This window comes from Laceyella sacchari, assembly GCF_024927925.1.
Taxonomy (GTDB): Bacteria; Bacillota; Bacilli; order Thermoactinomycetales; family Thermoactinomycetaceae; genus Laceyella; species Laceyella sacchari.
In genome coordinates this window covers 2,002,045-2,022,500 of sequence record NZ_CP103866.1, presented here as the reverse complement: position 1 = coordinate 2,022,500, position 20,456 = coordinate 2,002,045, and the positions used below count along the sequence as shown (strand labels likewise).

Genomic DNA, 20,456 nt, shown 5'->3' with positions numbered 1-20,456 from the left:
TTGTTGCTACCGTTGTACGCTATCGGGAAAGGAGCTTTGGCCAAATGGGCGGTCAATTGGGAGAGCGCGTGTTTTGATGGGACGGCCAATTGGTTACTGGGGATGGTGCGGTCCGTTTCTGGCGGAAATAAATCCAGGGCTTTTGCTTGTGGATATTGCATCAGCATCAGGTAGCGAAACGCTTGCCCCTTCCATTTGCCGCCCAAGTCATACGCCATATATTTGCCGATGATTAGGGAATCGACCGGTGTCCAAGGACGTGGTTCATAACCGGCAAGGGTGAATTCCAGTGGCAATCGGTGATTCTGTTTGGCTTCATTGATATATGCATTTACTCCTTTGGCGTAAGCGGACAAGATGCGTTTGGCTTCATCGGAGTAAGCTTCGTAAGAGCGTTCAGCCGCCCGGCGCAATCCCAGCGTTCGGAAAAACTTATCCTTGTCCAATGCGGACTTTCCCACCACTTCACTCAATTGACCGGATGCCAAACGCCGGGACATGTCCATTTGAAAGAGACGGTCTTGCGCGGTGACATAGCCTTGGGCCATGTACAGGTCTTGCTCGTTTTGCGCTTTGATATGCGGCACTCCCTGTGAATCACGTGTCACCTGTACAGGAGCTCTCAGTCCAGGTAACTTCACATCCCCAGTTGTCTGGGGGAGTAGATGGAGCACGAAGAGACTGACGGTGCCGGCCGACAACAGGAAGAGCAGGAGGAGCGTGATGAACAGCGTCCGCCAGACCGGGATGCGCTTGGGGTGCTTGGTGAGCGGGGTGGTCATTTCGTACTTCAGCTCCTTTGTTTGCAAATTCAATAATATAATTATCACAATAATAAATGTTTTTGTAAAATATAAATCGATTATTGCTGATGGAGGGGGAATTGCTTGATCCATTAGCCCAACTCGTCCTGTGAAAAACGCGTGAGGGAGAATTGTTTTTTTGGGGGGACTGCAACAGATGATTGCAAAAGGTTAAGATAATAAGAAACGGAAGACTGCCTAGGGGAGGTACATATCATGGACAAAAAAAAGCCTTATAGTCCCGAAGAATTGAAGGCACGCTTAACGCCATTACAATATCGAGTTACGCAAGAAAATGGGACTGAGCCTCCGTTTCAAAATGAATTTTGGGATCATGACGAAGAAGGGCTGTATGTGGATATCGTATCAGGCGAACCATTGTTCACTTCCATGGACAAGTTTGACTCTGGATGTGGTTGGCCCAGTTTTACCAAACCGGTGGAGCCAGACAGAATTGTTGAGAAACTAGACACAAGCCATGGAATGATTCGTACGGAAGTCAGAAGCAAAGACGGGGATTCACATTTGGGACATGTGTTTGACGACGGCCCTGGCCCCAACGGCCTTCGCTATTGCATCAACTCCGCGGCCCTGCGCTTTATACCGAAGGATGAGTTGGTTAAAGAGGGATACGGCGAGTATTTGCCGCTGTTTGAAAAATGAGGGGACAATGAACCGGCCCGGCGCATGTTGATGGCGCCGGGCCGGTTCGGTTTTCATCCCGCTCAAGTAAAGAGGAGTTGCTCCAGCTCATTCAGTTTTTCTTCAAAGTCTTTCAACGCCAACCGAATTGGTTCCGCAGTCGTCATGTCAACGCCTGCTTTCTTCAGCACTTCGATCGGATAGTCAGAGTTGCCTGCTTTGAGGAATTCTGTGTAGCGGTCAACGGCAGGTTTGCCCTCAGTCAAAATCTGTTTGGACAGTGCGGTGGCTGCGCTGAATCCGGTGGCGTATTGGTATACGTAATAATTGTAGTAAAAATGGGGGATGCGGGCCCATTCCAGGCCGATTTCCTTATCGCTGATCATTCCTTCGCCATGGTATTTCTGATTGAGTGCATAGTACAGCGAAGTGAGCAGATCAGGTGTTAATGCCTCGCCGGCTTGCGCCTTTTGGTAGATGGTATGCTCGAACTCGGCGAACATCGTTTGTCTGAACACAGTGCCCCGGAAAGAGTCGAGATAATGGTTGAGAAGATAAAGTTTTTGTTGCTTGTCGGTGGTGTGTTTCATCAAGTAGTCATTCAACAGAGCCTCGTTGCAGGTTGAAGCGACTTCAGCGACAAAGATGGTGTAATCCCCGTATATATAAGGTTGATTTTTGCGGCTGTAGTAGCTGTGTACGGAATGCCCGAATTCGTGAGCCAAGGTGAACAGGTTGTCGACGGTATCTTGCCAGTTCATCAGGATGTAAGGATTGGTGCTGTAAGAGCCAGAGGAGTACGCGCCGCTGCGTTTGCCCTTGTTTTCCATCACGTCTACCCAGCGGTTTTCATACGCTTCTTTCAGGATGGAGATATATTCATCCCCCATGACGGCCAGGCCTTCCAGCAATTTTTGCTGTGCTTCGGGGTAGGTGATTTTCATCTTCGCGTCAGGCACCAGTGGGGTGTAGATGTCATACATGTGCAGTTCTTCATATCCCAATGCCCGTTTGCGGATTTCCAGATAGCGGTGCAAAAGCGGCAAATGCTCATTCACTGTGTTGACGAGCTGGTCATACACGGTTTCTGGAATGTGATTGTTGCTCAGGGCGGCGTGACGGGCCGAATCGTATCCGCGAACCTTGGCGTAGAAGCTGTTTTTCTTGACTACTCCGCTCAGGGTGCTGGCGAAGGTGTTTTTAAATTTGTCATACGTGTGGTACAAGCCTTCAAATGCTTCTTTCCGCACCCGCCGGTCGCTCGATTCCATCAGTTTGATGTAGCGGCCGTGTGTGATTTGTACAGGTGTGCCGTCTTCATCCACGATCGTTGGGAATGTGAGGTCAGCGTTGTTTAACATACCAAAGGTTGTAGCGGAAGCACCTAATACATCAGCCGCTTGGGCCAAAATGGCTTCCTCTTTTTCGGATAATACATGCGGGCGTTTTTTGTTCAGCTTTTCCAACGCGTGGCTGTACACGCGGAGTTCACTGTTTTCCGCGAGAAACGCTTTGATTTTGTCTTCGCTGATGGAAAGGAGTTCGGGTGTCATAAAAGAGAGCGCGCTTCCCGCTTCTGCGAACAAGCTTTTTGCCCGTGCATCAAGCGCTTGATAGAAGGAGTTGGTGGTATCTTGGTCATACCGCATGTGGGCGTATGTATACAATTGTTCAAGGCGCATATGCAATTCATCCCTGAACTTGAGCGCGCGCAACAAGGATTCGGCTGAATCGCCCAATGTCCCTTTGAAGTCTGCAGCTTTGGGTATCAAGGCTTTCACCTTGTCAAACTCTTCGTTCCAAAGGTCGTCGGTTGCGAAAATATCTTCCAAACGCCAAGTGTATTCCACCGGCACTTCCGAACGATGTGGCAGTTGCTTGCTGTTTTGTTGCTTGGACATAGAAAGCCTCCTTACCTCTTTTTTACCATTATACTCGAAAGGGGAACAAAATTCGATCTACGAACGGTTTTGTCACCCTTTCGAGAGCGGAGGAAAATCACGATTGTTTGGCAGAAATCGATCGCCTCCCGATGATGCTTGGAGCCTCGGATATCAAAATGCCGAGCAGGATCAGCAACACCCCGGTCCATTGCAGCATAGTCGGTTGTTCATGCAAAAAGAACGCCGCCACGACGATGACCGCCGGCAATTCGACGGAACCCAAGATGGAGGCGAGCCCGGAGCCGATGTGAGGGATACCCTTCATAAACAATATGGTAGGAATGACAGTGCCGAACAAGCCGAGCAAAAGACCCCAAAACCACAAGCCGTCAAATAGCTTCCCCTCGATGAGAAAAGCGGGGGAAAAGATAAGGAGGTTAGTAAACAATCCGCCGGTTACAAAGCTGGCGCTACGAATCATCGGGTTGACATCGATCGCGACGAAATTGCTAAAATAAATGAATAGCGCATATGTCAAAGCGGACAGCAAACCGAAGAAAATCCCCTTAGCATGAAGCGAGGCGCCGTTGAGTTGGGAAGCACTGGCCAGCAACGAGCCGCTCAAAATGATAGTGGTGGCCAACCAGTGATTCCAACGAGGTCTCACCCGCGTACGCATCCATTCCAACAATAGACCGATCCACGTGAATTGGAACATGAGGATGATGGCAAAGGAGGCGGACAGCGTCTTGAGGGACAGATAATAGAAGATTCCCGTCAAACCGGACACCATCCCACACATAATTAGAGAAAGCAGGCTTTTGCGAGAAAGCCGCTTCGTTTTGGCGCAGGCTGGCAAGGCTACCAGCCACAAAAAGAGACAACCAAAAAACACTTGGCTACCCGTGATTTCTCCCGTGGCAAACCCGTGTTGGTAGGCTAGTTTGGTGATTGTGGACACCACACCATAGGATGATGCGCCCATCAATACATAGATGCTCGCTTGTGTGCGACTCATCAAACCACTCCTATCTAGTTACAACCAGATTAAAAAATAAATCACAAAAAACGATTGGAACCAAGCTGGAAACAACAAAATTCCCTATTGTTTCAGCACGTTGCTTGTTTAGCGGAATAAAGGATAATATTGTATATTTTTATAATCCTATCGAATTTTAACATGCAAATCTGGATTATGGCATCAATTTCATGTAAATCTTTTTTTTGTGCATGATAAAGGAAAACGAAGCCTGCACCCCATGCTTTTCCGTGAAAGGCAATTGCATGCATTTTGCTGATTGTGTTATAATCACGTTGGCTATACTTAGTGTAGATACATCTGTTGGCAATAAAGAGTGGGTGCTGACCCACTCTTTCCGTTTTGCTAGGGGTGATATCGAATTGGCTCAAAATAAGGAGGGTTGGCCTTGAGCCGACAAGTGTCAGAAGTGGTGGAGAAGATCGCACTTCCAATCATAGAGGCAGAAGGACTGGAATTAGTCGACGTTGAGTATAAAAAGGAAGGGACAAACTGGTTTTTGCGCGTATTTATTGACCGCGAAGATAAACCAGTGGACTTGGACGATTGCAGCCGCGTCAGTGAGCGACTGAGCGAAGTGCTTGACGAGACTGATCCCATTCCTGGCGCTTACATACTGGAAGTCTCTTCTCCTGGGGCTGAAAGACCACTAAAAAAAGAAAACGATTTCCACAAAGCTATCGGCAAACATGTGCACGTGACAACCTATGAGCCGATTGACGGGCAAAAGGTGTTCGAAGGCGTATTGAAAGAGGTTGACAGCGTCTCTTTGACGGTAGAGGAGAAAAAGAAAACGGTGCACATCCCACGGGAAAAAGTGGCGAAAGCCCGTTTAGCGATCGTTTTTTAAAAACGAAGGGAGGATGTTGGCCGATGAATGCTGAGTTCATCGAAGCCCTCGGTCAATTAGAGAAAGAAAAAGGGATTAGCAAGGACATATTGATCGAAGCAATCGAAGCAGCCTTGATCTCCGGTTATAAGCGTAACTTTCACTCTGCACAAAACGTGCGGGTCGACATTAACCGCCATAACGGAGAAGTGCGTGTGTTCGCGCGCAAAACAGTGGTTGAGGACGTGTTGGACACGCGCTTGGAAATCAGCTTGGCAGCTGCGCGTGAATTGGATCCGAACTACCAATTGGACGATATCGTTGAGATTGAAGTAACTCCGGCTGATTTTGGCCGTATTGCGGCGCAAACTGCCAAACAAGTGGTGACACAACGCATCCGAGAGGCGGAGCGCACAGCGATCTACAAAGACTTCATCGATCGTGAAGAGGATATCATCACCGGGATCGTGCAACGCGCTGACAATCGCCACTACTATGTGGATCTGGGCAGAGTGGAAGCTCTTTTGCCACATTCAGAAGTGATTCCGGGTGAACGCTTCAAACATGGAGATCGCGTAAAAACTTACATTACCAAGGTAGAAAAATCGACGAAAGGCCCGCAGATTTTCCTTTCTCGCACCCACCCTGGTTTGTTGAAAAGATTGTTTGAGTTGGAAGTGCCGGAAATCTACGAAGGCGTGGTCGAAATTCGTGCCATCGCCCGCGAAGCCGGACAACGTTCCAAAGTGGCCGTTTCTTCGCGCAATGAGGATGTCGATCCCGTGGGAGCATGTGTGGGTCACCGCGGACAACGTGTGCAAACGGTTGTAAATGAATTAAAAGGGGAAAAAATCGACATTGTTCGCTGGTCAGAAGATATCGGCGAATGGATTGCCAATGCGCTCAGCCCGTCCAAAGTGATCAGTGTCACCGTGTATGAGGAAGAAAAGATGGCGCGTGTAATCGTGCCGGATCACCAGTTGTCGCTGGCTATCGGCAAAGAAGGGCAAAACGCTCGCCTCGCCGCCAAACTGACCAACTGGAAAATCGACATCAAGAGCGAATCCGAAGCGCAAGAGGCCGGCGAACCGATTGAACAAGAGCCGATGCTGGTTGAGCAGGTAGCGGAGGAAGCCGAATCCGCACATGAAGCGGATGAAATGTTATAAAATGGGGAGGTTGCTTGAACGATGAAGCAACGGAAGGTTCCCATGCGCAAATGCGTGGCGTCTCAGGAAATGTTCCCAAAAAAGCACTTAATTCGTATTGTTCGTACACCCGACAACGAGATCATCATTGATCCGAGCGGGAAAAAATCCGGGCGCGGAGCGTACTTGTGTGCCAAGTTGGAATACATCGACATGGCACAAAAGAAAAAAGCGCTGGACCGGGCCCTAAAAGCACAAGTTCCATCCGAAATTTACGACGAACTGCGCGAAGTGGTAAAAGGGATGGACCTGAATGAATAAGATGCTACAGTTGTTGGGTCTCGCTATGAGGGCGAGAAAAGTGGTTTCAGGTGAAGAGCTAGTCATTCAAGAGATCCGATCGGGTAAGGCGCGGCTGGTTTTCCTGGCCACAGATGCCGCGAAAAATGTGGAAAAGAAAGTAACGGACAAATGCTCTTCCTATGGCGTTCCATTGATTCGATATGGTACCCGGGGGGAGCTTGGAGCTGCAATCGGCAAAGAAGAACGGGTGGTGATCGCTATACTCGATGAGGGATTTGCCCGTTCGTTCCGTAAGCTTTCGAGTAACTGACGGGGGTGAATGGATTGGCCAAAATCCGAGTATATGAGTACGCCAAACAGATGAAGATGAGCAGCAAGGAAGTGCTTAACATTTTAGAACGTATGGATATGAAATTAAATAACCATATGAGCGTGATGAACGAAGGAATGATCCAAAAAGTGGAACAGTATATAAACGAAGTAAAAAAGTCTTCTAACAGTAAAGAAGAGAAGCCGCAGGGAGAAAAGAAGCCGAAGCAAAACCCGAATGCTCAAAAGAATCAAGGGCAAAACCGGGGGGCTCGTCAAAACAATCGGCCAAACCAACAATCACCGAGAAATCAAAATAAACGTCAAGCCAATGACGGGGCTAACGACGCACAATCGGCCGGCACGTCCAATGCCGGAAATGCCTTTGGTGGCAAGAAGTCGGACAACAATCGTAAAGGGAAGTTTAACAAAGCCAATGGCGGAAAAGGAAACGCTTCGTCTGGATCAGGTGGCAAAGGTGGCCGTAACAATCGCCGCAAGGGTGACCGCCGCGGGTCTGAACAACGCGAAAAGCAGGCACCTGTGCTACCTAAAGAAATCACCGTGTCCGGACCGCTTTCTGTTGGGGATTTCGCCAAGCTCCTGCGCCGTGAGGCTTCTGCCGTCATCAAGAAGTTGCTTATGCATGGGGTCATGGCTACGATCAACCAAGAAATTGATGTGGAGACCATGGTTGTCATCGGGGACGAATTTGATGTGAAAGTCCAATATGTTGAGGAAGTGGATGAAAGCAATTTTGAGGAGCAAGTGGAAGAGGATGCTCCAGAGGATTTGGTTGAACGTCCTCCTGTGGTTACGATCATGGGGCATGTTGACCACGGTAAAACGACCTTGCTTGATAAAATTCGCCACACCAATGTAACCGCTGGGGAAGCGGGTGGTATCACCCAGCATATCGGCGCGTATCAAGTGGAGGTATCGGGCAAGAAAATCACTTTCCTTGACACTCCTGGCCACGCCGCGTTTACAACCATGCGCGCACGGGGGGCGCAAGTGACCGACATCACCATTTTGGTTGTCGCTGCAGATGACGGTGTCATGCCACAGACGATTGAGGCGATCAACCACGCTAAAGCGGCAGAAGTGCCGATCATCGTTGCCGTCAACAAGATCGATAAACCAGACTCCAATCCTGACCGTGTCAAGCAACAATTGACAGAGCATGGTCTGGTACCAGAAGAATGGGGTGGAGACACGATTTTCGTTCCTGTGTCAGCGTTGGCAGGAACAGGCATTGATGAGCTGTTGGAAATGATTCTTCTGGTAGCAGAAGTGCAAGAATACAAGGCGAACCCCAACAAACGGGCGCGTGGTGTCGTAATCGAAGCCGAGCTGGATAAAGGCCGTGGGCCGGTTGCGACCGTATTGGTACAAAACGGAACATTGAAAGTGGGAGATGGGGTTGTCGCGGGCAACTTCTTTGGTAAAATCCGTGCAATGGTCAATGACCGCGGACGTCGGGTAAAAGTGGCTCCACCATCGATGCCGGTGGAAATTCTCGGTTTGCCTGACGTGCCCAACGCCGGGGATCAATTCATGGTGTTTGAGGATGAGAAAAAAGGCCGGGCGATTGCAGACAAGCGCCTGCAAAAGCAACGTGAAGAAGAGCTTGGCGCAAACAGCCGCGTGTCCTTGGATGATCTGTTTAAGCAGATTCAACAAGGAGAAGTGAAAGACCTGAACGTGATCATCAAAGCTGACGTGCAAGGCTCGGCAGAAGCATTGCGGGGCTCTCTGGAAAAAATCGATGTAGAAGGCGCACGAGTCAAGATCATCCATCAGGGTGCCGGGGCAATTACGGAGTCCGACATCATCCTCGCTTCTGCGTCCAACGCCATCGTAATCGGATTTAACGTGCGTCCAGAACCAAACGCCAGAGCGATGGCTGAGCAGGAAAAAGTGGATATCCGCTTGCACCGCATCATTTACAATGTGATCGAAGAGATCGAAGCCGCGATGAAAGGGTTGTTAGACCCTGAATTTGAAGAGCGTGTGGTGGGTACCGCAGAAGTGCGTCAAATCTTCAAAGTGTCCAAAGTGGGTACCATTGCCGGATGTTACGTCACAGAAGGTAAAGTGGTGCGCGATGGGCATGTCCGCCTCATCCGTGACGGCGTGGTTGTGCATGAAGGCAAGCTGGACACCCTCAAGCGTTTCAAAGACGATGCCAAAGAAGTGGCACAAGGGTATGAATGCGGCCTGACAGTGCAAAACTACAATGACATCAAAGAAGGAGATGTCATCGAAGTTTATGTGATTGAAGAAGTGGAGCGGACATAAACGTGCATATCGGATTGTTGGAAGTGGAGGGGCGCGTGCCCGTCTCTGCTTCCTTAAAGGACAAACGGCGTGTGATTCAAAGTGCGCAGGCAAAACTGCGCAACAAGTTTAATTTGTCCGTTGCGGAAGTGGGTTATCAAGACAACCGGCAGCTTACCGCCTTGGCCGTCGTCGGTGTGGGCAGTCATGCGAAGGTTGTGGAACAGGAGTTGCGACAGGCCCTCACCGTGTTGGAAAATACGGATGGGTTGGAAGTGACTTATACCTCTATCACCTTTATGTGAATACATGTGCAAGTAGGAGGGGTAGACCATGGCGCGCATTCGTGTTAGCCGTGTTGGAGAGCAAGTGAAGAAGGAATTGAGCCAGATCATCCAGCAAGAAATCAAAGATCCACGCATCGGCTTTGTAACGGTGACGGCGGTAGAGATGAGCGGTGATTTGCAAGTGGCTAAAGTTTACATCAGTGTGATGGGAAGCGCTGATCAAAAATCGCAAACCTTGTCCGGTTTGGAGAAAGCAAAAGGATACATTCGCTCCGAAGTCGGCCGCCGCATCAAATTGCGCCATGTTCCAGAGCTTGTTTTTGTCATAGACAATTCGCTGGATCGGGAAGAGCATATTTCCCGTTTGTTGACAGAAGTCAATTCGCAGGAGAAAGAGTAAGATGAACTGGATTCAACCTTTGGAACAATGGATTGAAGAAGCGGATCGTGTGCTGGTCGTGTCTCACATCCACCCGGATGGAGACGCGATCAGCTCTACGCTTGCAATGGGAACGATGTTACAGGCTATGGGAAAACAAGTGGTTATGGTTAATGAGTCTCCATTGCCTAAGAAATTCGCGTTTCTTCCAGGAGCGGACGAAGTGAAGCAGGTCCATGAAGTCAGCGAACCCTTTGAGCGGGTGGTGGCTTTGGACTGCGCTGATCGGGCTCGAATGGGGGCTTGCTGCGAATTGATCGCCCCAGGTGCTTCCGTGGTTAATATCGATCATCACGCCACCAATGATGCGTTTGGAACGATGAACATCGTCCAGCCGCAAGCGGCGGCAACGGCGGAGATCCTTTATGATTGGATTGACCAAAGCCGCGTGGGGTGGAATGAGGAGCTGGCAACCCATATTTACACAGGATTGTTGACCGACACCGGCGGTTTCCGATATTCCAACACATCTCCGAAGGTGTTGCGGCAAGCGGCCAAATTGGTTGAGATGGGCATCTCTTTCCACCAAATAGCCGATCAAGTGCTTGAGACTGTGACACTGCCTCAATTGCGTTTATTAAAGGCGGCGCTGGGGACACTACAGCAAACGGATGATGGATTGGTCGCGTGGATGAAGTTGGCCAAGGCCGATATTGCAAATGCGTCCCATGATGATTTGGATGGTATCGTCAACTATGCCCGCAATATTTTAGGGGTTGATGTGGGAATCTTGTTTAGAGAGGAGCAACCCCAGACGGTCAAAGTCAGCCTGCGGTCGCGCGAGCTTGTCGATGTGGGGAGAGTGGCCAAGCAGTTTGGCGGCGGTGGCCATGCCCGGGCGGCGGGTTGCACAGTGCAGGGCACCATCGCGGAAGCGGAAGCGAGCGTGTTGGCGGAAATCCGTTCGCAGCTTAGGAGTGAAGCAAGATGACAATGCATGGGATTTTGCCGGTATTCAAACCACGCGGCCGCACTTCGCACGACATGGTGGCAGCCATACGTCGCTTGGCCAAGCAAAAGCGGGTGGGGCACACCGGCACATTGGACCCAGAGGTGGAGGGCGTGTTGCCCATTTGCTTAGGGCAGGCGACTCGCGTGGTGGAGTATGTGCAAGCGTTGCCGAAACGTTATCGCGGTTCGCTTAGGCTTGGCGTTGCGACGGATACAGAGGATCAAACCGGGCAGGTGACAGAACAAGTGGAGGCGGTACCTGACATCACACGAGAAGGGGTTGAATCAGTCATTCAGCGCTTTGTGGGTGAGATTGAGCAGGTGCCGCCTATGTATTCTGCCGTAAAAATCGAGGGCAAACGATTGTATCAATTGGCCCGGGAAGGAAAAGTGGTGGAACGCCCCAGCCGAAAGGTTACCATCCATGAGTTAAAGGTATTGAAACTGGAAGAGGGAAGATATCCGGTTATCCATTTTGAAGTACTTTGCTCCAAAGGGACGTATGTGCGGACGTTGTGCGTGGATTTGGGCAAAGCCTTGGGATATCCGGCGCATATGAATTCTTTGATCCGCGTTCAGAGTGGACCGTTCCGCTTGGAAGAGTGTTACAACCTCGCTGAGTTGGAAGCTTTGGGCGGGCCAGCGGAATGGAAACGCGTTTTAACACCGATCGACGGTGGATTGACTCATTTCCCGGCGGTGACCGTCAACGGGGTCAATGCGAAAAAAGTGTTGGACGGCGGGTGGCTGACCCTTGACGAAAGCGGAGTGGAAGCGGGACAATTATTTCGGGTGTATGCGGACACGGGAGCTTTTTTGGCCTTGTACCGCATGGGCTCGGCTGGACGAGCCAAGCCGGAAAAAGTATTTCGGGATGTGGAACGCTGATGGAAATCATTCATGTGACTTACCCTTTTATTCCGCAAACGCCTGAGGCTGAATGGGTGCTGGCGATCGGTTACTTTGACGGGGTGCATCGCGGTCACCAAGCGGTGATTCGTGAAGCCATCCAGTTGGCGAAAGAGCTTCATGCCCGCCCTGCGGTGATGACGTTCGACCCCCATCCTCGGGACGTGTTGGGTCAGGCTCACATCACCCGCTATTTGACGCCGCTTGACGAAAAGTTGAAGCAGTTTGCCAAGTTGGGTGTGGAACGGGCGATTGTAATGAAATTCGATTTGACCTTTGCGGCGTTGTCCAAAGAAGCATTTGTAGAGGAAGTGTTGTTGCCGTTGGGGGTCAAAGGGGTTGTGACTGGCTTCAACTTCACTTTTGGCCGCAAGGCAACCGGTACGGCGACTGACTTGGCCGACTTGGCACAGGGCCGGTTTGTTACACGCGTGGTAAATCAAATTGATCTGGGGGAAGGGCCGGTCAGTAGCACCCGATTGCGCCAAGCGTTGGCTGATGGGGATATGACATTGGTTACACGCATTTTGGGACGGCCTTATTCCTTTGAAGGCGTGGTAGTGGACGGTGACAAGCGGGGACGGCAGATGGGTTTTCCGACCGCCAATTTGCAGCTGACCGCTCCATACCTAATTCCGCGCCGTGGGGTTTACGTCGTCGGTGTGACTGTGGACGGGGAGCCGGCCCACGGCCTGATGAATATCGGAGTGCGACCTACTTTCTCCGATCCGACGCCGAAGGTAATGCTGGAAGTGCATTTGCTTGACAAACATGCGGACTTGTACGGGAAAGTGTTGCGGGTTTCTTGCTTGTCGTTCATTCGCGAAGAGAAAAAATTCTCAGGCGTCGATGAACTGATCAAGCAGATCAACCAAGATAAACAACATGCGGAAGAGTGGTTGCAAATCTACGCGAAATAAGCGCTCGCTTCTTGTGCAACACACCATGTTATGCTATACTATTCCGGTGGCAAACATGCCACGACAACCCTAGCTCGGATGGCCGAGGCCTCGACGGTGGTCTGGGTTAAGGGGGATTAGAATAAGGAGGATATGAGACATGGCATTAACCAATGAAGTAAAAAGAGACATCATCAACCAATTTAAAAAACACGAAGGCGATACGGGTTCCCCGGAAGTGCAAATCGCCATTCTGACTCATCGTATCAATGAGCTGAACGCTCACTTGAAAGACCACAAGAAAGATCATCATTCCCGCCGTGGTCTTCTGAAAATGGTTGGTCAGCGTCGTAACCTGCTCAACTATTTGAAGAACAAAGACATCACCCGTTATCGCGAACTCATTGAAAAGCTTGGTCTGCGTCGATAAGAACACAAGCGGGGCATTTTTGCCCCGCTTTTTATCTTACCTTCCTTTTAAAAAGTTAAGAGAAGGAACATACTGTACATATGAAGAAGTATGGAATGTTTGTGTGTGTTTTTCTTGAGAGGGGGAAATACTTGTACTATGGAATCAGCACTATTTGAAACGGAATTAGCAGGACGCAAACTCGTACTTGAAATTGGGAAATTTGCTGGGTTAGCTAACGGTTCCGTTATGGTTCGTTATGGCGATACAGTCGTGATGGCGACGGTGGTCGCTTCCAAAGAACCGCGTGATACGGACTTTTTTCCATTGACAGTCAATTATGAAGAGCGCTTGTATGCCGTGGGCAAAATCCCGGGCGGGTTTATCAAGCGAGAAGGCCGCCCGAGCGATAAAGCCATTTTGGCCAGCCGTTTGATTGATAGACCCATTCGTCCGCTGTTTGATGAGGGGTTCCGGCATGAAGTGCAAGTGGTCACGATTGTGATGTCTGTCGATCAAGATTGTTCCTCTGAGATTGCGGCACTCATCGGCGCATCCACTGCACTCTCCATTTCTGACATCCCATTCCGGGGGCCGATCGGCGGTGTAATCGTAGGGCGTGTCGATGGCAAACTGGTTATCAATCCGACGGTTGAGCAACAAGAGCGATCTGATCTGCACCTGGTTGTAGCGGGAACAAAAGAAGGCATCAACATGGTGGAAGCGGGATCAAAACAGATTCCGGAAGAAACGATCTTGGAAGCGATTCTCCTCGGTCATGAGGTAATCAAGAAGATTGTGGCCTTCCAAGAAGAGATCGTGGCGCAAGTGGGCAAACCGAAAATGGAAGTCCAGCTGTACCAGGTAGACGAGCAGATTGATGCGCGGGTGCGCGCGTTGGCTACCGATTCTTTGCTTGCTGCCGTGCAAGTGACGGAAAAGCAGGCCCGACAGGATGCCATTGATCAAGTGAAAAAACAAACCCTTGAACAAATGTTGGAAGAATTGGGCGAAGAGGCATTCGCCGAACATGAAAAAGATATCAACACTGTGTTGGACAAGATTGTGAAGGAAGAAGTGCGCCGCCTGATCGTCGAAGAAGGCAAACGGCCAGACGGTCGCAATCCGGAGGAAATTCGTCCGCTTTCCAGCGAGATTGGCATTTTGCCGCGCACACATGGTTCCGGTCTGTTCCGGCGGGGTCAAACCCAAGTGCTGAGCGTTTGTACCTTGGGGGCCTTGGGTGATGTGCAGATTTTGGACGGCTTGGATCTGGAAGAATCAAAGCGGTTCATGCACCATTACAACTTCCCGCCGTTTAGCGTAGGGGAAGCGAGACCGATCCGTGCACCGGGACGCCGTGAAATCGGCCATGGAGCCCTGGGTGAACGGGCATTGGAACAAGTGATTCCATCCGAAGACGAGTTCCCATACACCATTCGCCTCGTATCCGAAGTGTTGGAGTCCAACGGGTCCACTTCGCAAGCAAGTATTTGTGCTTCCACTTTGGCATTGATGCATGCAGGGGTGCCGATCAAAGCGCCGGTCGCCGGTATCGCGATGGGATTGGTGAAAGAAGACAACAAAGTGGTTGTGTTGACTGATATTCAAGGCATGGAAGACCATTTGGGTGACATGGACTTCAAGGTGGCTGGAACGCGCCGCGGCGTGACTGCGTTGCAAATGGACATTAAAATATCCGGCATTGACCGCTCGATTCTCGAACGGGCGCTGGAACAAGCCAAAAAAGCGCGGATGACCCTTTTGGACAACATGGAGGCGACCATCAGCGAGCCGAACAAAGAGTTGTCCCCATACGCTCCAAAAATCCTGACCATGCGCATTCACCCCGACAAGATCCGTGACGTCATCGGGCCGAGCGGGCGCGTGATCAACAAGATTATCGAAGAAACCGGCGTGAAGATCGACATCGAGCAAGACGGCCGTATTTATATCGCTTCCCCGGAAACGAGTCAAAACGAACGTGCCAAGAAGATTATCGAAGATTTGGTGCGTGAAGTAGTTGTCGGCGAGATTTACGTTGGTACAGTGAAGCGAGTAGAAAAATACGGAGCCTTTGTGGAGCTGTTCCCAGGCAAAGAAGGGTTAGTCCACATTTCGCAGCTTGATGTGAACCGTGTCGCCAAAGTGCAAGATGTGGTTAATGTCGGTGATTCCATCAAGGTTAAAGTGACGGAAATCGACGATCAAGGTCGGATTAATCTCTCGCGCAAAGTGCTTCTCAAACAAGAGGATAAGAACACTGAGCAGAAAAAACATAGCAAGTGAAACAAGAGAGGCAAAAAGAGACAGAGCGATCTGCCTCTTTTTTTACGCCTAAAGACTTCAGCAGAATAGGGAATTGTCCACCCGCATAAGGTAGGAATAAAGGAGGTGGACACCTTGTTCTTCCCAGCCAGATTAACGGCCTTTATCCTTATCATTTTGTTGCTGTTTTTCATGGCAGATACGCCTTTTATGGAAGCTTATGTGACTGCTGTGAAGCAAGGGAAAGATATCCCGGCATGGGCGCATGCGGATGAAGATGAGTTGTTGCGCAAGCAAATCCAAGCAGAAGCCCCCAAACGATTCATTCCGCCAATTGATGCGCGGGTTGATCGGGTGTGGAAGCTCATTCCCGGATTAAACGGGAGAGAAGTGGATATTGAAGCGACCATCAAAGAGACCAAAAAGCAGAAACGGAATCGCCCCATCCGCTGGGTGTACCGCCAAGTCAAGCCGGCTGTACCAATGGAAGAACTGGGCGCCCATCCTATTTACCGGGGGAATGAGCAAAAGAAGGCCGTCGCGTTGATGGTGAATGTAGCTTGGGGAACCGAATATTTGCCGAAAATGTTGCAAATATTGCGGCAAGAAAACGTGAAAGCGACGTTTTTTTTGGACGGATCATGGCTTAAACAAAATCCAGACATGGCTCGGAGGATAGTGAAAGAGGGGCATGAAATAGGCAACCACGCTTATTCCCATCCGATGATGAGTCAGTTGACCCCAGAGCGGATGAATGAAGAAATTAGCAAAACGAATCAGCTGATTGAAAAAACGCTTGGCGTCAAGAGCCGCTGGTTTGGCCCGCCCGCAGGCGATTTCAATCAACGGGTGGTAGCCGTTGCTGCGGCTCACGGAATGCATACTGTATTATGGACCGTAGATACAGTTGACTGGCGCAAGTCAGTTTCTCCCGCAATGATGGTGAACAAGGTGAAGGAGGCTATGGGCCCCGGTCATTTGCTGTTGACTCATCCCACGGATCGGACGGTGGAGGCATTGCCGCTGATTTTGCGCACAATGAAGGAGAAGGGGTGCCGCTGGTTGACAGTTGGGCGTTTGCTCTCATCGGAACGGCTGGAGACGATTGAGTGAACAAGAGAGTTTTGATATAGTAGGGATATTGTTTTTTATGAGAAGGAGGATCCTGCGTGATCGTTAAACATACGCTTCCAAATGGTGTGCGCATAGTTGCTGAGAAGATTCCCCATGTCCGCTCGATCGCTTTTGGGATTTGGGTCGGAACGGGCTCCGAGCGTGAGACACCGCAAAATAACGGCATCTCCCATTTCATTGAGCACATGCTGTTCAAGGGGACCAAAAAGCGGTCAGCCCGTCAGTTGGCGGAAGCGTTTGATGAAATCGGGGGTCAAGTGAACGCGTTCACATCCAAAGAGATTACTTGTTATTACGCCAAAGTGCTGGATCAGCATTTCCCAACAGCACTCGACGTTTTGTCGGATATGTTTTTTGAATCGGTGTTTGCCGAAGAGGAGATTGAAAAAGAGAAAAAGGTAATCATCGAAGAAATCCGGATGGTGGAAGACACACCGGACGATTTGGTGCATGATCTTTTATCTGAGGCATCTCTTGGGCAACACGCACTAGGGTATCCCGTTTTGGGAAGTGAAGAGACAGTTGAGGCTTTTACCCGGCAAGATTTGGTGCGCTACCGCGAGCAATACTATACGCCGCAACAAGTGGTGGTGGCTTTAGCGGGCAACTTGCCGGATGATTATCTCGAACAGATCGAAGAGGTTTTCAGTGGCTACCAAGGCCGGACCATCACACGAACAGATGATCTCCCGGTCTTTACCCCGGGAACAAAAGTAAAGGAAAAACCGACGGAGCAAACGCATTTGTGCATCGGTTTGCCTGGTCTCGCTGTCAAAGACTCGCGGATTTACACATTGGTGTTGCTTAATAATGTCTTGGGGGGCAATATGAGCTCGCGCTTGTTTCAAGAAATACGCGAAGAGCGTGGATTGGCCTATTCTGTCTACTCATACCATTCAGCCCACCGGGACATGGGGATTTTCGCCATTTACGCGGGAACCAAACATGGCCAGGAAGAAGAAGTGGTCGATTGCGTCCAACATATCTTGACGCAAGTAAAAGACAAGGGCATCTCTCATGCGGAGTTGGTTAAGGCCAAAGAGCAGCTGAAAAGCAACCTCATGCTGGGACTTGAAAGCACCAACAACCGCATGAGCCGATTAGGTCGAAATGAATTACTTTTGGGCCGTCACCTCTCATTGGATGAAATCGTGGAAAGCGTGGAGAACATCACGCTGGACGATGTGAATGACTTGGCTCGGGAAATGATCGCTTCCCCCATGTCGCTCGCCCTTATATCTCCAGATGCCAAGGTGCCGGCTACCTTTAGGAGGAACTAAGTTGATTGATGTCAAACTAATTCAATTACCAGGAAACGAAGATTTGCCTCTTCCAGTGAAAATGTCCACAGGCTCCAGCGGTTTTGATTTGCATGCGGCGATACATGGAGAAGTGCTCATCGAACCGGGTAAGTGGAAATTAATCAAAACGGGCATTGCGATTTCAATGCCGAATGGACTTGAAGCGCAAGTGCGCCCGCGCAGTGGTTTGGCTTTAAAGTATGGGATTACGGTGTTAAATACGCCTGGCACCATCGATGCCGATTACCGCGGAGAAATCGGAGTGATCATGCTCAATCTGGGAGATGAGGCATTTGTGGTCCGACGTGGAGAACGGATTGCTCAATTGGTGTTCATGTCGGTTCCGCAAGTGGAAATCCAAGTGGTGGAACAATTGGACGATACCGCGCGCGGATCGGGCGGATTTGGTCATACGGGCAGATAAGGAAGAGGGGATCTGCATGACCGAAGAGTCGCTGAGCCGTCTGGAACAAGAAATGGAACGCCTTCGCTCGCAGCTACACCAATCCGTGGAGGGGGAACCCTCACGGTTGTCTGCGGAGCATGTGTTACCGCTTTCCAAACGATTGGACACACTCATCGTCGCTATGCAAAAAGCGAAACGAATATGCCGCCAAACACGCATTGGTTGATCTAGACCCGGGATACTTCCCGGGTTTCTTTCGTTTTTCAGTCATATGTCCATAAGTAAGCCATACATTCAATAACAGCACCCCAAATGAGGAGGGCGAATCATGAGATGGAGTGAATTTGCCGTCAAAGAATGCGTGGATGTGAGCAATGGGGAAAAGCTGGGCAGCTTTGCGGCGGCTGATATGGAATTTAATCCGACGACGGGAAAAATCGAAGGCATTTTGTTGGAAACGGCAAGAGGTGCGTGGCTCAAGAAAAACGCCCGGCAGCTGGCTTTATCTTGGGCGATGATCAAAAAAATCGGTCCGGAAATCGTCATTGTGGACACCCACTCAGAAAAAAGGTAACCCCTATTCCACCAGTGACATATGATGCAAGCAAGGATAGTACTTTGGCATGCGCCCTTATTCAATCATTATTTTCCCTGGGAAAGGGGTCGTGAGCAAATGCTGACTGGCAAGCATGTGGTCTTCCTCGGTGGTGATGCAAGGCAGTTGGAAGTGATCAAAAGCTGCATTCAGATGAATGCCCGCGTGAGCCTCATCGGTTATGACAATTTACAAAGCCCGTTCAGCGGGGCTTCTCTTAAAGAATTGTCGACCGAAGTGCTAAGTAAAGCAGATGTGCTTGTCTTGCCGATTGTGGGAACGGATGAACACGGACATGTAAGCAGTGTGTTCACTTCTGACACGCTCATCCTCACGGAAGAGCACCTCTCTTCACTGCCGGCGCATTGCATCGTATTTGCGGGAATCGCCAAGCCGTATTTGAAGGATTTGTGCGCAAGATATGGGATTGAGCTGATTGAGTTGATGCAACGGGATGACGTGGCGATCTACAATTCAATCCCCACAGTAGAGGGCGCTTTGATGATGGCCATTCAGAACACGGATATAACAATACACGGATCGGTCTGCTTGGTATTGGGGATGGGTCGATGCGGCCTTTCATTGGCTCGCGTCCTGCATGCTATCGGTGCTGATGTGAGAGTGGGGGTTCGCAGTTCTGCCCATCACGCGCGCGCGTTTGAAATGGGGTTCAAGGCGTTTGACACCCAAGAGCTTAACCAACATGTGAAAGAGGCGGATTTGATATTTAACACGATCCCGGCGCCGATTATTACAGCCCAGACGCTCAGCCAGTGCCCGCATGATGTGGTAATCATCGATTTGGCTTCCAAGCCGGGTGGAGTCGATTACGCCTTTGCCGAGAAAAGGGGCATTAAAGCGATCTTGGCCCCCAGCTTGCCGGGGATCGTCGCACCTAAAACGGCGGGCCGGATTTTGGCTCGAACCATTACGCAGTTGTTGAAACCGATGGAACTTCAAAAGGAGGGGAACGTTTGATGAACTTCCAAGGGTACACCATCGGCTTTGGTTTGACAGGATCTCATTGCACACATGATGAAGTGTTGCCGCAGATGAAACGACTGGTCTCATTGGGGGCGGAAGTGATTCCGATCATTTCTCACACCGTCGCGACAGTAGATAGCCGGTTTGGAACGGCGGAAGATTGGCGGCGGAAGATCGAGGATATAACAGGGCGGACGCCGCTCATGACGGTGCCGGAAGTTGAACCGTTCGGGCCGAAACAAACATTGGACTGCATGTTGATCGCTCCTTGCACAGGCAACACACTGTCGCGGCTGACCAACGCCATGACGGATGGGCCGGTTTTGATGGCCGCCAAGGCGCAAATGCGCAATCATCGGCCAGTTGTGCTTGCCATATCTACCAATGACGCGTTAGGATTAAATGCGATAAACCTCGCCCGTCTACTCGCGGCGAAAGATATTTACTTCGTTCCTTTCGGCCAAGATGCGCCGGAAAAAAAGCCCAAATCGATGGTTGCGCGAATGGAGTTGATACCGGAGACGTGTCTCGCCGCGATAGAAGGGAGACAACTGCAACCATTAATAGTTGAAAAATATCGGGATTTGGCTAAATAATATAGTATGCTATTAAAAGCCTATTTGTCCCCTAAACGAGAA

Annotated in this window: 22 protein-coding genes and 1 pseudogene (1 of these 23 running past the window's edge); 20 read left to right on the top strand and 3 right to left on the bottom strand. The window is 50.2% G+C overall.

Going from position 1 to position 20,456, the window contains the following annotated elements; translation table 11 throughout:
- Positions 1-815 carry the beginning of a penicillin acylase family protein gene (locus tag NYR52_RS09870; RefSeq protein ID WP_246026972.1) on the bottom strand. It extends 1,609 nt beyond the left edge of the window, so the window shows 815 of its 2,424 coding nt (coding positions 1-815); its start codon is at positions 813-815; the stop codon falls past the left edge of the window.
- Between the two features lie 237 nt (positions 816-1,052).
- Between NYR52_RS09870 and msrB the strand changes: the two are divergent.
- Positions 1,053-1,466, top strand: a pseudogene (gene msrB, locus NYR52_RS09865) (peptide-methionine (R)-S-oxide reductase MsrB); the annotation flags it as partial.
- A 62-nt stretch (positions 1,467-1,528) separates the two neighbouring features.
- On the opposite strand, the gene pepF reads toward msrB, so the two are convergent.
- Together pepF and NYR52_RS09855 are read right to left on the bottom strand one after the other, a co-directional pair.
- The gene (gene pepF / locus NYR52_RS09860) at positions 1,529-3,346 is read right to left on the bottom strand and encodes an oligoendopeptidase F (protein ID WP_259435566.1); all 1,818 of its coding nucleotides are present in this window, start codon (positions 3,344-3,346) and stop codon (positions 1,529-1,531) included.
- A 97-nt stretch (positions 3,347-3,443) separates the two neighbouring features.
- Positions 3,444-4,346 carry an EamA family transporter gene (locus tag NYR52_RS09855; protein ID WP_132223674.1) on the bottom strand — a complete coding sequence of 301 codons (903 nt, stop codon included), beginning with the start codon at positions 4,344-4,346 and terminating at the stop codon, positions 3,444-3,446.
- A gap of 409 nt (positions 4,347-4,755) precedes the next feature.
- On the opposite strand from NYR52_RS09855, the gene rimP reads away from it, so the two are divergent.
- From rimP to NYR52_RS09760, 19 genes are all read left to right on the top strand, one after another.
- Positions 4,756-5,217, top strand: coding sequence for a ribosome maturation factor RimP (gene rimP / locus NYR52_RS09850; protein ID WP_022738995.1), 462 nt, complete (start codon positions 4,756-4,758; stop codon positions 5,215-5,217).
- Positions 5,218-5,240: 23 nt separating this feature from the next.
- Entirely contained in the window at positions 5,241-6,365 is a 1,125-nt protein-coding gene (gene nusA, locus NYR52_RS09845) for a transcription termination factor NusA (protein WP_132223671.1), read from the top strand.
- 21 nt (positions 6,366-6,386) lie between these two features.
- Positions 6,387-6,665 (top strand): RNase P modulator RnpM, encoded by a 279-nt coding sequence (gene rnpM, locus NYR52_RS09840; RefSeq protein WP_022738992.1) that lies wholly within the window; start codon positions 6,387-6,389, stop codon positions 6,663-6,665.
- The gene (locus NYR52_RS09835; protein WP_022738991.1) at positions 6,658-6,957 is read left to right on the top strand and encodes a YlxQ family RNA-binding protein; all 300 of its coding nucleotides are present in this window, start codon (positions 6,658-6,660) and stop codon (positions 6,955-6,957) included. The genes rnpM and NYR52_RS09835 overlap by 8 nt, the downstream gene beginning before the upstream one ends.
- Before the next feature lie 50 nt (positions 6,958-7,007).
- A complete protein-coding gene (infB, locus tag NYR52_RS09830) occupies positions 7,008-9,257 on the top strand; it encodes a translation initiation factor IF-2 (RefSeq protein WP_246026974.1) in 2,250 nt (749 codons plus the stop codon).
- Positions 9,258-9,259: 2 nt separating this feature from the next.
- Positions 9,260-9,541 carry a DUF503 domain-containing protein gene (locus NYR52_RS09825; protein ID WP_022738988.1) on the top strand — a complete coding sequence of 94 codons (282 nt, stop codon included), beginning with the start codon at positions 9,260-9,262 and terminating at the stop codon, positions 9,539-9,541.
- 28 nt (positions 9,542-9,569) lie between these two features.
- On the top strand, positions 9,570-9,923 hold the full coding sequence (rbfA, locus tag NYR52_RS09820; RefSeq protein WP_022738986.1) for a 30S ribosome-binding factor RbfA: 354 nt from the start codon (positions 9,570-9,572) through the stop codon (positions 9,921-9,923).
- Between the two features lies 1 nt (position 9,924).
- Complete coding sequence (locus NYR52_RS09815) at positions 9,925-10,893, top strand: DHH family phosphoesterase (protein WP_132223662.1); 969 nt, start codon at positions 9,925-9,927, stop codon at positions 10,891-10,893.
- Positions 10,890-11,801 carry a tRNA pseudouridine(55) synthase TruB gene (gene truB, locus NYR52_RS09810; RefSeq protein WP_132223659.1) on the top strand — a complete coding sequence of 304 codons (912 nt, stop codon included), beginning with the start codon at positions 10,890-10,892 and terminating at the stop codon, positions 11,799-11,801. Before NYR52_RS09815 ends, truB begins: the two co-directional genes overlap by 4 nt.
- On the top strand, positions 11,801-12,742 hold the full coding sequence (locus NYR52_RS09805; RefSeq protein WP_132223656.1) for a bifunctional riboflavin kinase/FAD synthetase: 942 nt from the start codon (positions 11,801-11,803) through the stop codon (positions 12,740-12,742). The genes truB and NYR52_RS09805 overlap by 1 nt, the downstream gene beginning before the upstream one ends.
- A gap of 139 nt (positions 12,743-12,881) precedes the next feature.
- Positions 12,882-13,151 carry a 30S ribosomal protein S15 gene (gene rpsO, locus NYR52_RS09800; protein WP_022738982.1) on the top strand — a complete coding sequence of 90 codons (270 nt, stop codon included), beginning with the start codon at positions 12,882-12,884 and terminating at the stop codon, positions 13,149-13,151.
- Positions 13,152-13,289: 138 nt separating this feature from the next.
- On the top strand, positions 13,290-15,419 hold the full coding sequence (gene pnp / locus NYR52_RS09795) for a polyribonucleotide nucleotidyltransferase (protein ID WP_022738981.1): 2,130 nt from the start codon (positions 13,290-13,292) through the stop codon (positions 15,417-15,419).
- A gap of 114 nt (positions 15,420-15,533) precedes the next feature.
- On the top strand, positions 15,534-16,511 hold the full coding sequence (locus NYR52_RS09790; RefSeq protein WP_022738979.1) for a polysaccharide deacetylase family protein: 978 nt from the start codon (positions 15,534-15,536) through the stop codon (positions 16,509-16,511).
- Positions 16,512-16,567: 56 nt separating this feature from the next.
- Positions 16,568-17,812, top strand: coding sequence for a M16 family metallopeptidase (locus NYR52_RS09785; protein ID WP_259435565.1), 1,245 nt, complete (start codon positions 16,568-16,570; stop codon positions 17,810-17,812).
- Position 17,813: 1 nt separating this feature from the next.
- Positions 17,814-18,257: a dUTP diphosphatase gene (gene dut / locus NYR52_RS09780; protein ID WP_259435564.1), complete on the top strand. Its 444-nt coding sequence runs from the start codon at positions 17,814-17,816 to the stop codon at positions 18,255-18,257.
- A 16-nt stretch (positions 18,258-18,273) separates the two neighbouring features.
- Positions 18,274-18,465 (top strand): aspartyl-phosphate phosphatase Spo0E family protein, encoded by a 192-nt coding sequence (locus NYR52_RS09775; protein ID WP_022738975.1) that lies wholly within the window; start codon positions 18,274-18,276, stop codon positions 18,463-18,465.
- Positions 18,466-18,567: 102 nt separating this feature from the next.
- On the top strand, positions 18,568-18,813 hold the full coding sequence (locus NYR52_RS09770; RefSeq protein WP_022738974.1) for a YlmC/YmxH family sporulation protein: 246 nt from the start codon (positions 18,568-18,570) through the stop codon (positions 18,811-18,813).
- Between the two features lie 99 nt (positions 18,814-18,912).
- On the top strand, positions 18,913-19,812 hold the full coding sequence (dpsA, locus tag NYR52_RS09765) for a dipicolinate synthase subunit DpsA (protein WP_132223647.1): 900 nt from the start codon (positions 18,913-18,915) through the stop codon (positions 19,810-19,812).
- Positions 19,812-20,414: a dipicolinate synthase subunit B gene (locus tag NYR52_RS09760; protein WP_259435563.1), complete on the top strand. Its 603-nt coding sequence runs from the start codon at positions 19,812-19,814 to the stop codon at positions 20,412-20,414. Before dpsA ends, NYR52_RS09760 begins: the two co-directional genes overlap by 1 nt.
- Positions 20,415-20,456: the final 42 nt, after the last annotated feature.

What these genes read in the sequence shown, in the direction of transcription:
- pepF (WP_259435566.1), bottom strand. Translation starts at nt 3,346, where the DNA reads ATGTCCAAGCAACAAAACAGCAAGCAACTGCCACATCGTTCGGAAGTG.
- NYR52_RS09855 (WP_132223674.1), bottom strand. Translation starts at nt 4,346, where the DNA reads ATGAGTCGCACACAAGCGAGCATCTATGTATTGATGGGCGCATCATCC.
- nusA (WP_132223671.1), top strand. Translation starts at nt 5,241, where the DNA reads ATGAATGCTGAGTTCATCGAAGCCCTCGGTCAATTAGAGAAAGAAAAA.
- rnpM (WP_022738992.1), top strand. Translation starts at nt 6,387, where the DNA reads ATGAAGCAACGGAAGGTTCCCATGCGCAAATGCGTGGCGTCTCAGGAA.
- NYR52_RS09835 (WP_022738991.1), top strand. Translation starts at nt 6,658, where the DNA reads ATGAATAAGATGCTACAGTTGTTGGGTCTCGCTATGAGGGCGAGAAAA.
- infB (WP_246026974.1), top strand. Translation starts at nt 7,008, where the DNA reads ATGAAGATGAGCAGCAAGGAAGTGCTTAACATTTTAGAACGTATGGAT.
- rbfA (WP_022738986.1), top strand. Translation starts at nt 9,570, where the DNA reads ATGGCGCGCATTCGTGTTAGCCGTGTTGGAGAGCAAGTGAAGAAGGAA.
- NYR52_RS09815 (WP_132223662.1), top strand. Translation starts at nt 9,925, where the DNA reads ATGAACTGGATTCAACCTTTGGAACAATGGATTGAAGAAGCGGATCGT.
- truB (WP_132223659.1), top strand. Translation starts at nt 10,890, where the DNA reads ATGACAATGCATGGGATTTTGCCGGTATTCAAACCACGCGGCCGCACT.
- NYR52_RS09805 (WP_132223656.1), top strand. Translation starts at nt 11,801, where the DNA reads ATGGAAATCATTCATGTGACTTACCCTTTTATTCCGCAAACGCCTGAG.
- rpsO (WP_022738982.1), top strand. Translation starts at nt 12,882, where the DNA reads ATGGCATTAACCAATGAAGTAAAAAGAGACATCATCAACCAATTTAAA.
- pnp (WP_022738981.1), top strand. Translation starts at nt 13,290, where the DNA reads ATGGAATCAGCACTATTTGAAACGGAATTAGCAGGACGCAAACTCGTA.
- NYR52_RS09775 (WP_022738975.1), top strand. Translation starts at nt 18,274, where the DNA reads ATGACCGAAGAGTCGCTGAGCCGTCTGGAACAAGAAATGGAACGCCTT.
- NYR52_RS09770 (WP_022738974.1), top strand. Translation starts at nt 18,568, where the DNA reads ATGAGATGGAGTGAATTTGCCGTCAAAGAATGCGTGGATGTGAGCAAT.
- dpsA (WP_132223647.1), top strand. Translation starts at nt 18,913, where the DNA reads ATGCTGACTGGCAAGCATGTGGTCTTCCTCGGTGGTGATGCAAGGCAG.
- NYR52_RS09760 (WP_259435563.1), top strand. Translation starts at nt 19,812, where the DNA reads ATGAACTTCCAAGGGTACACCATCGGCTTTGGTTTGACAGGATCTCAT.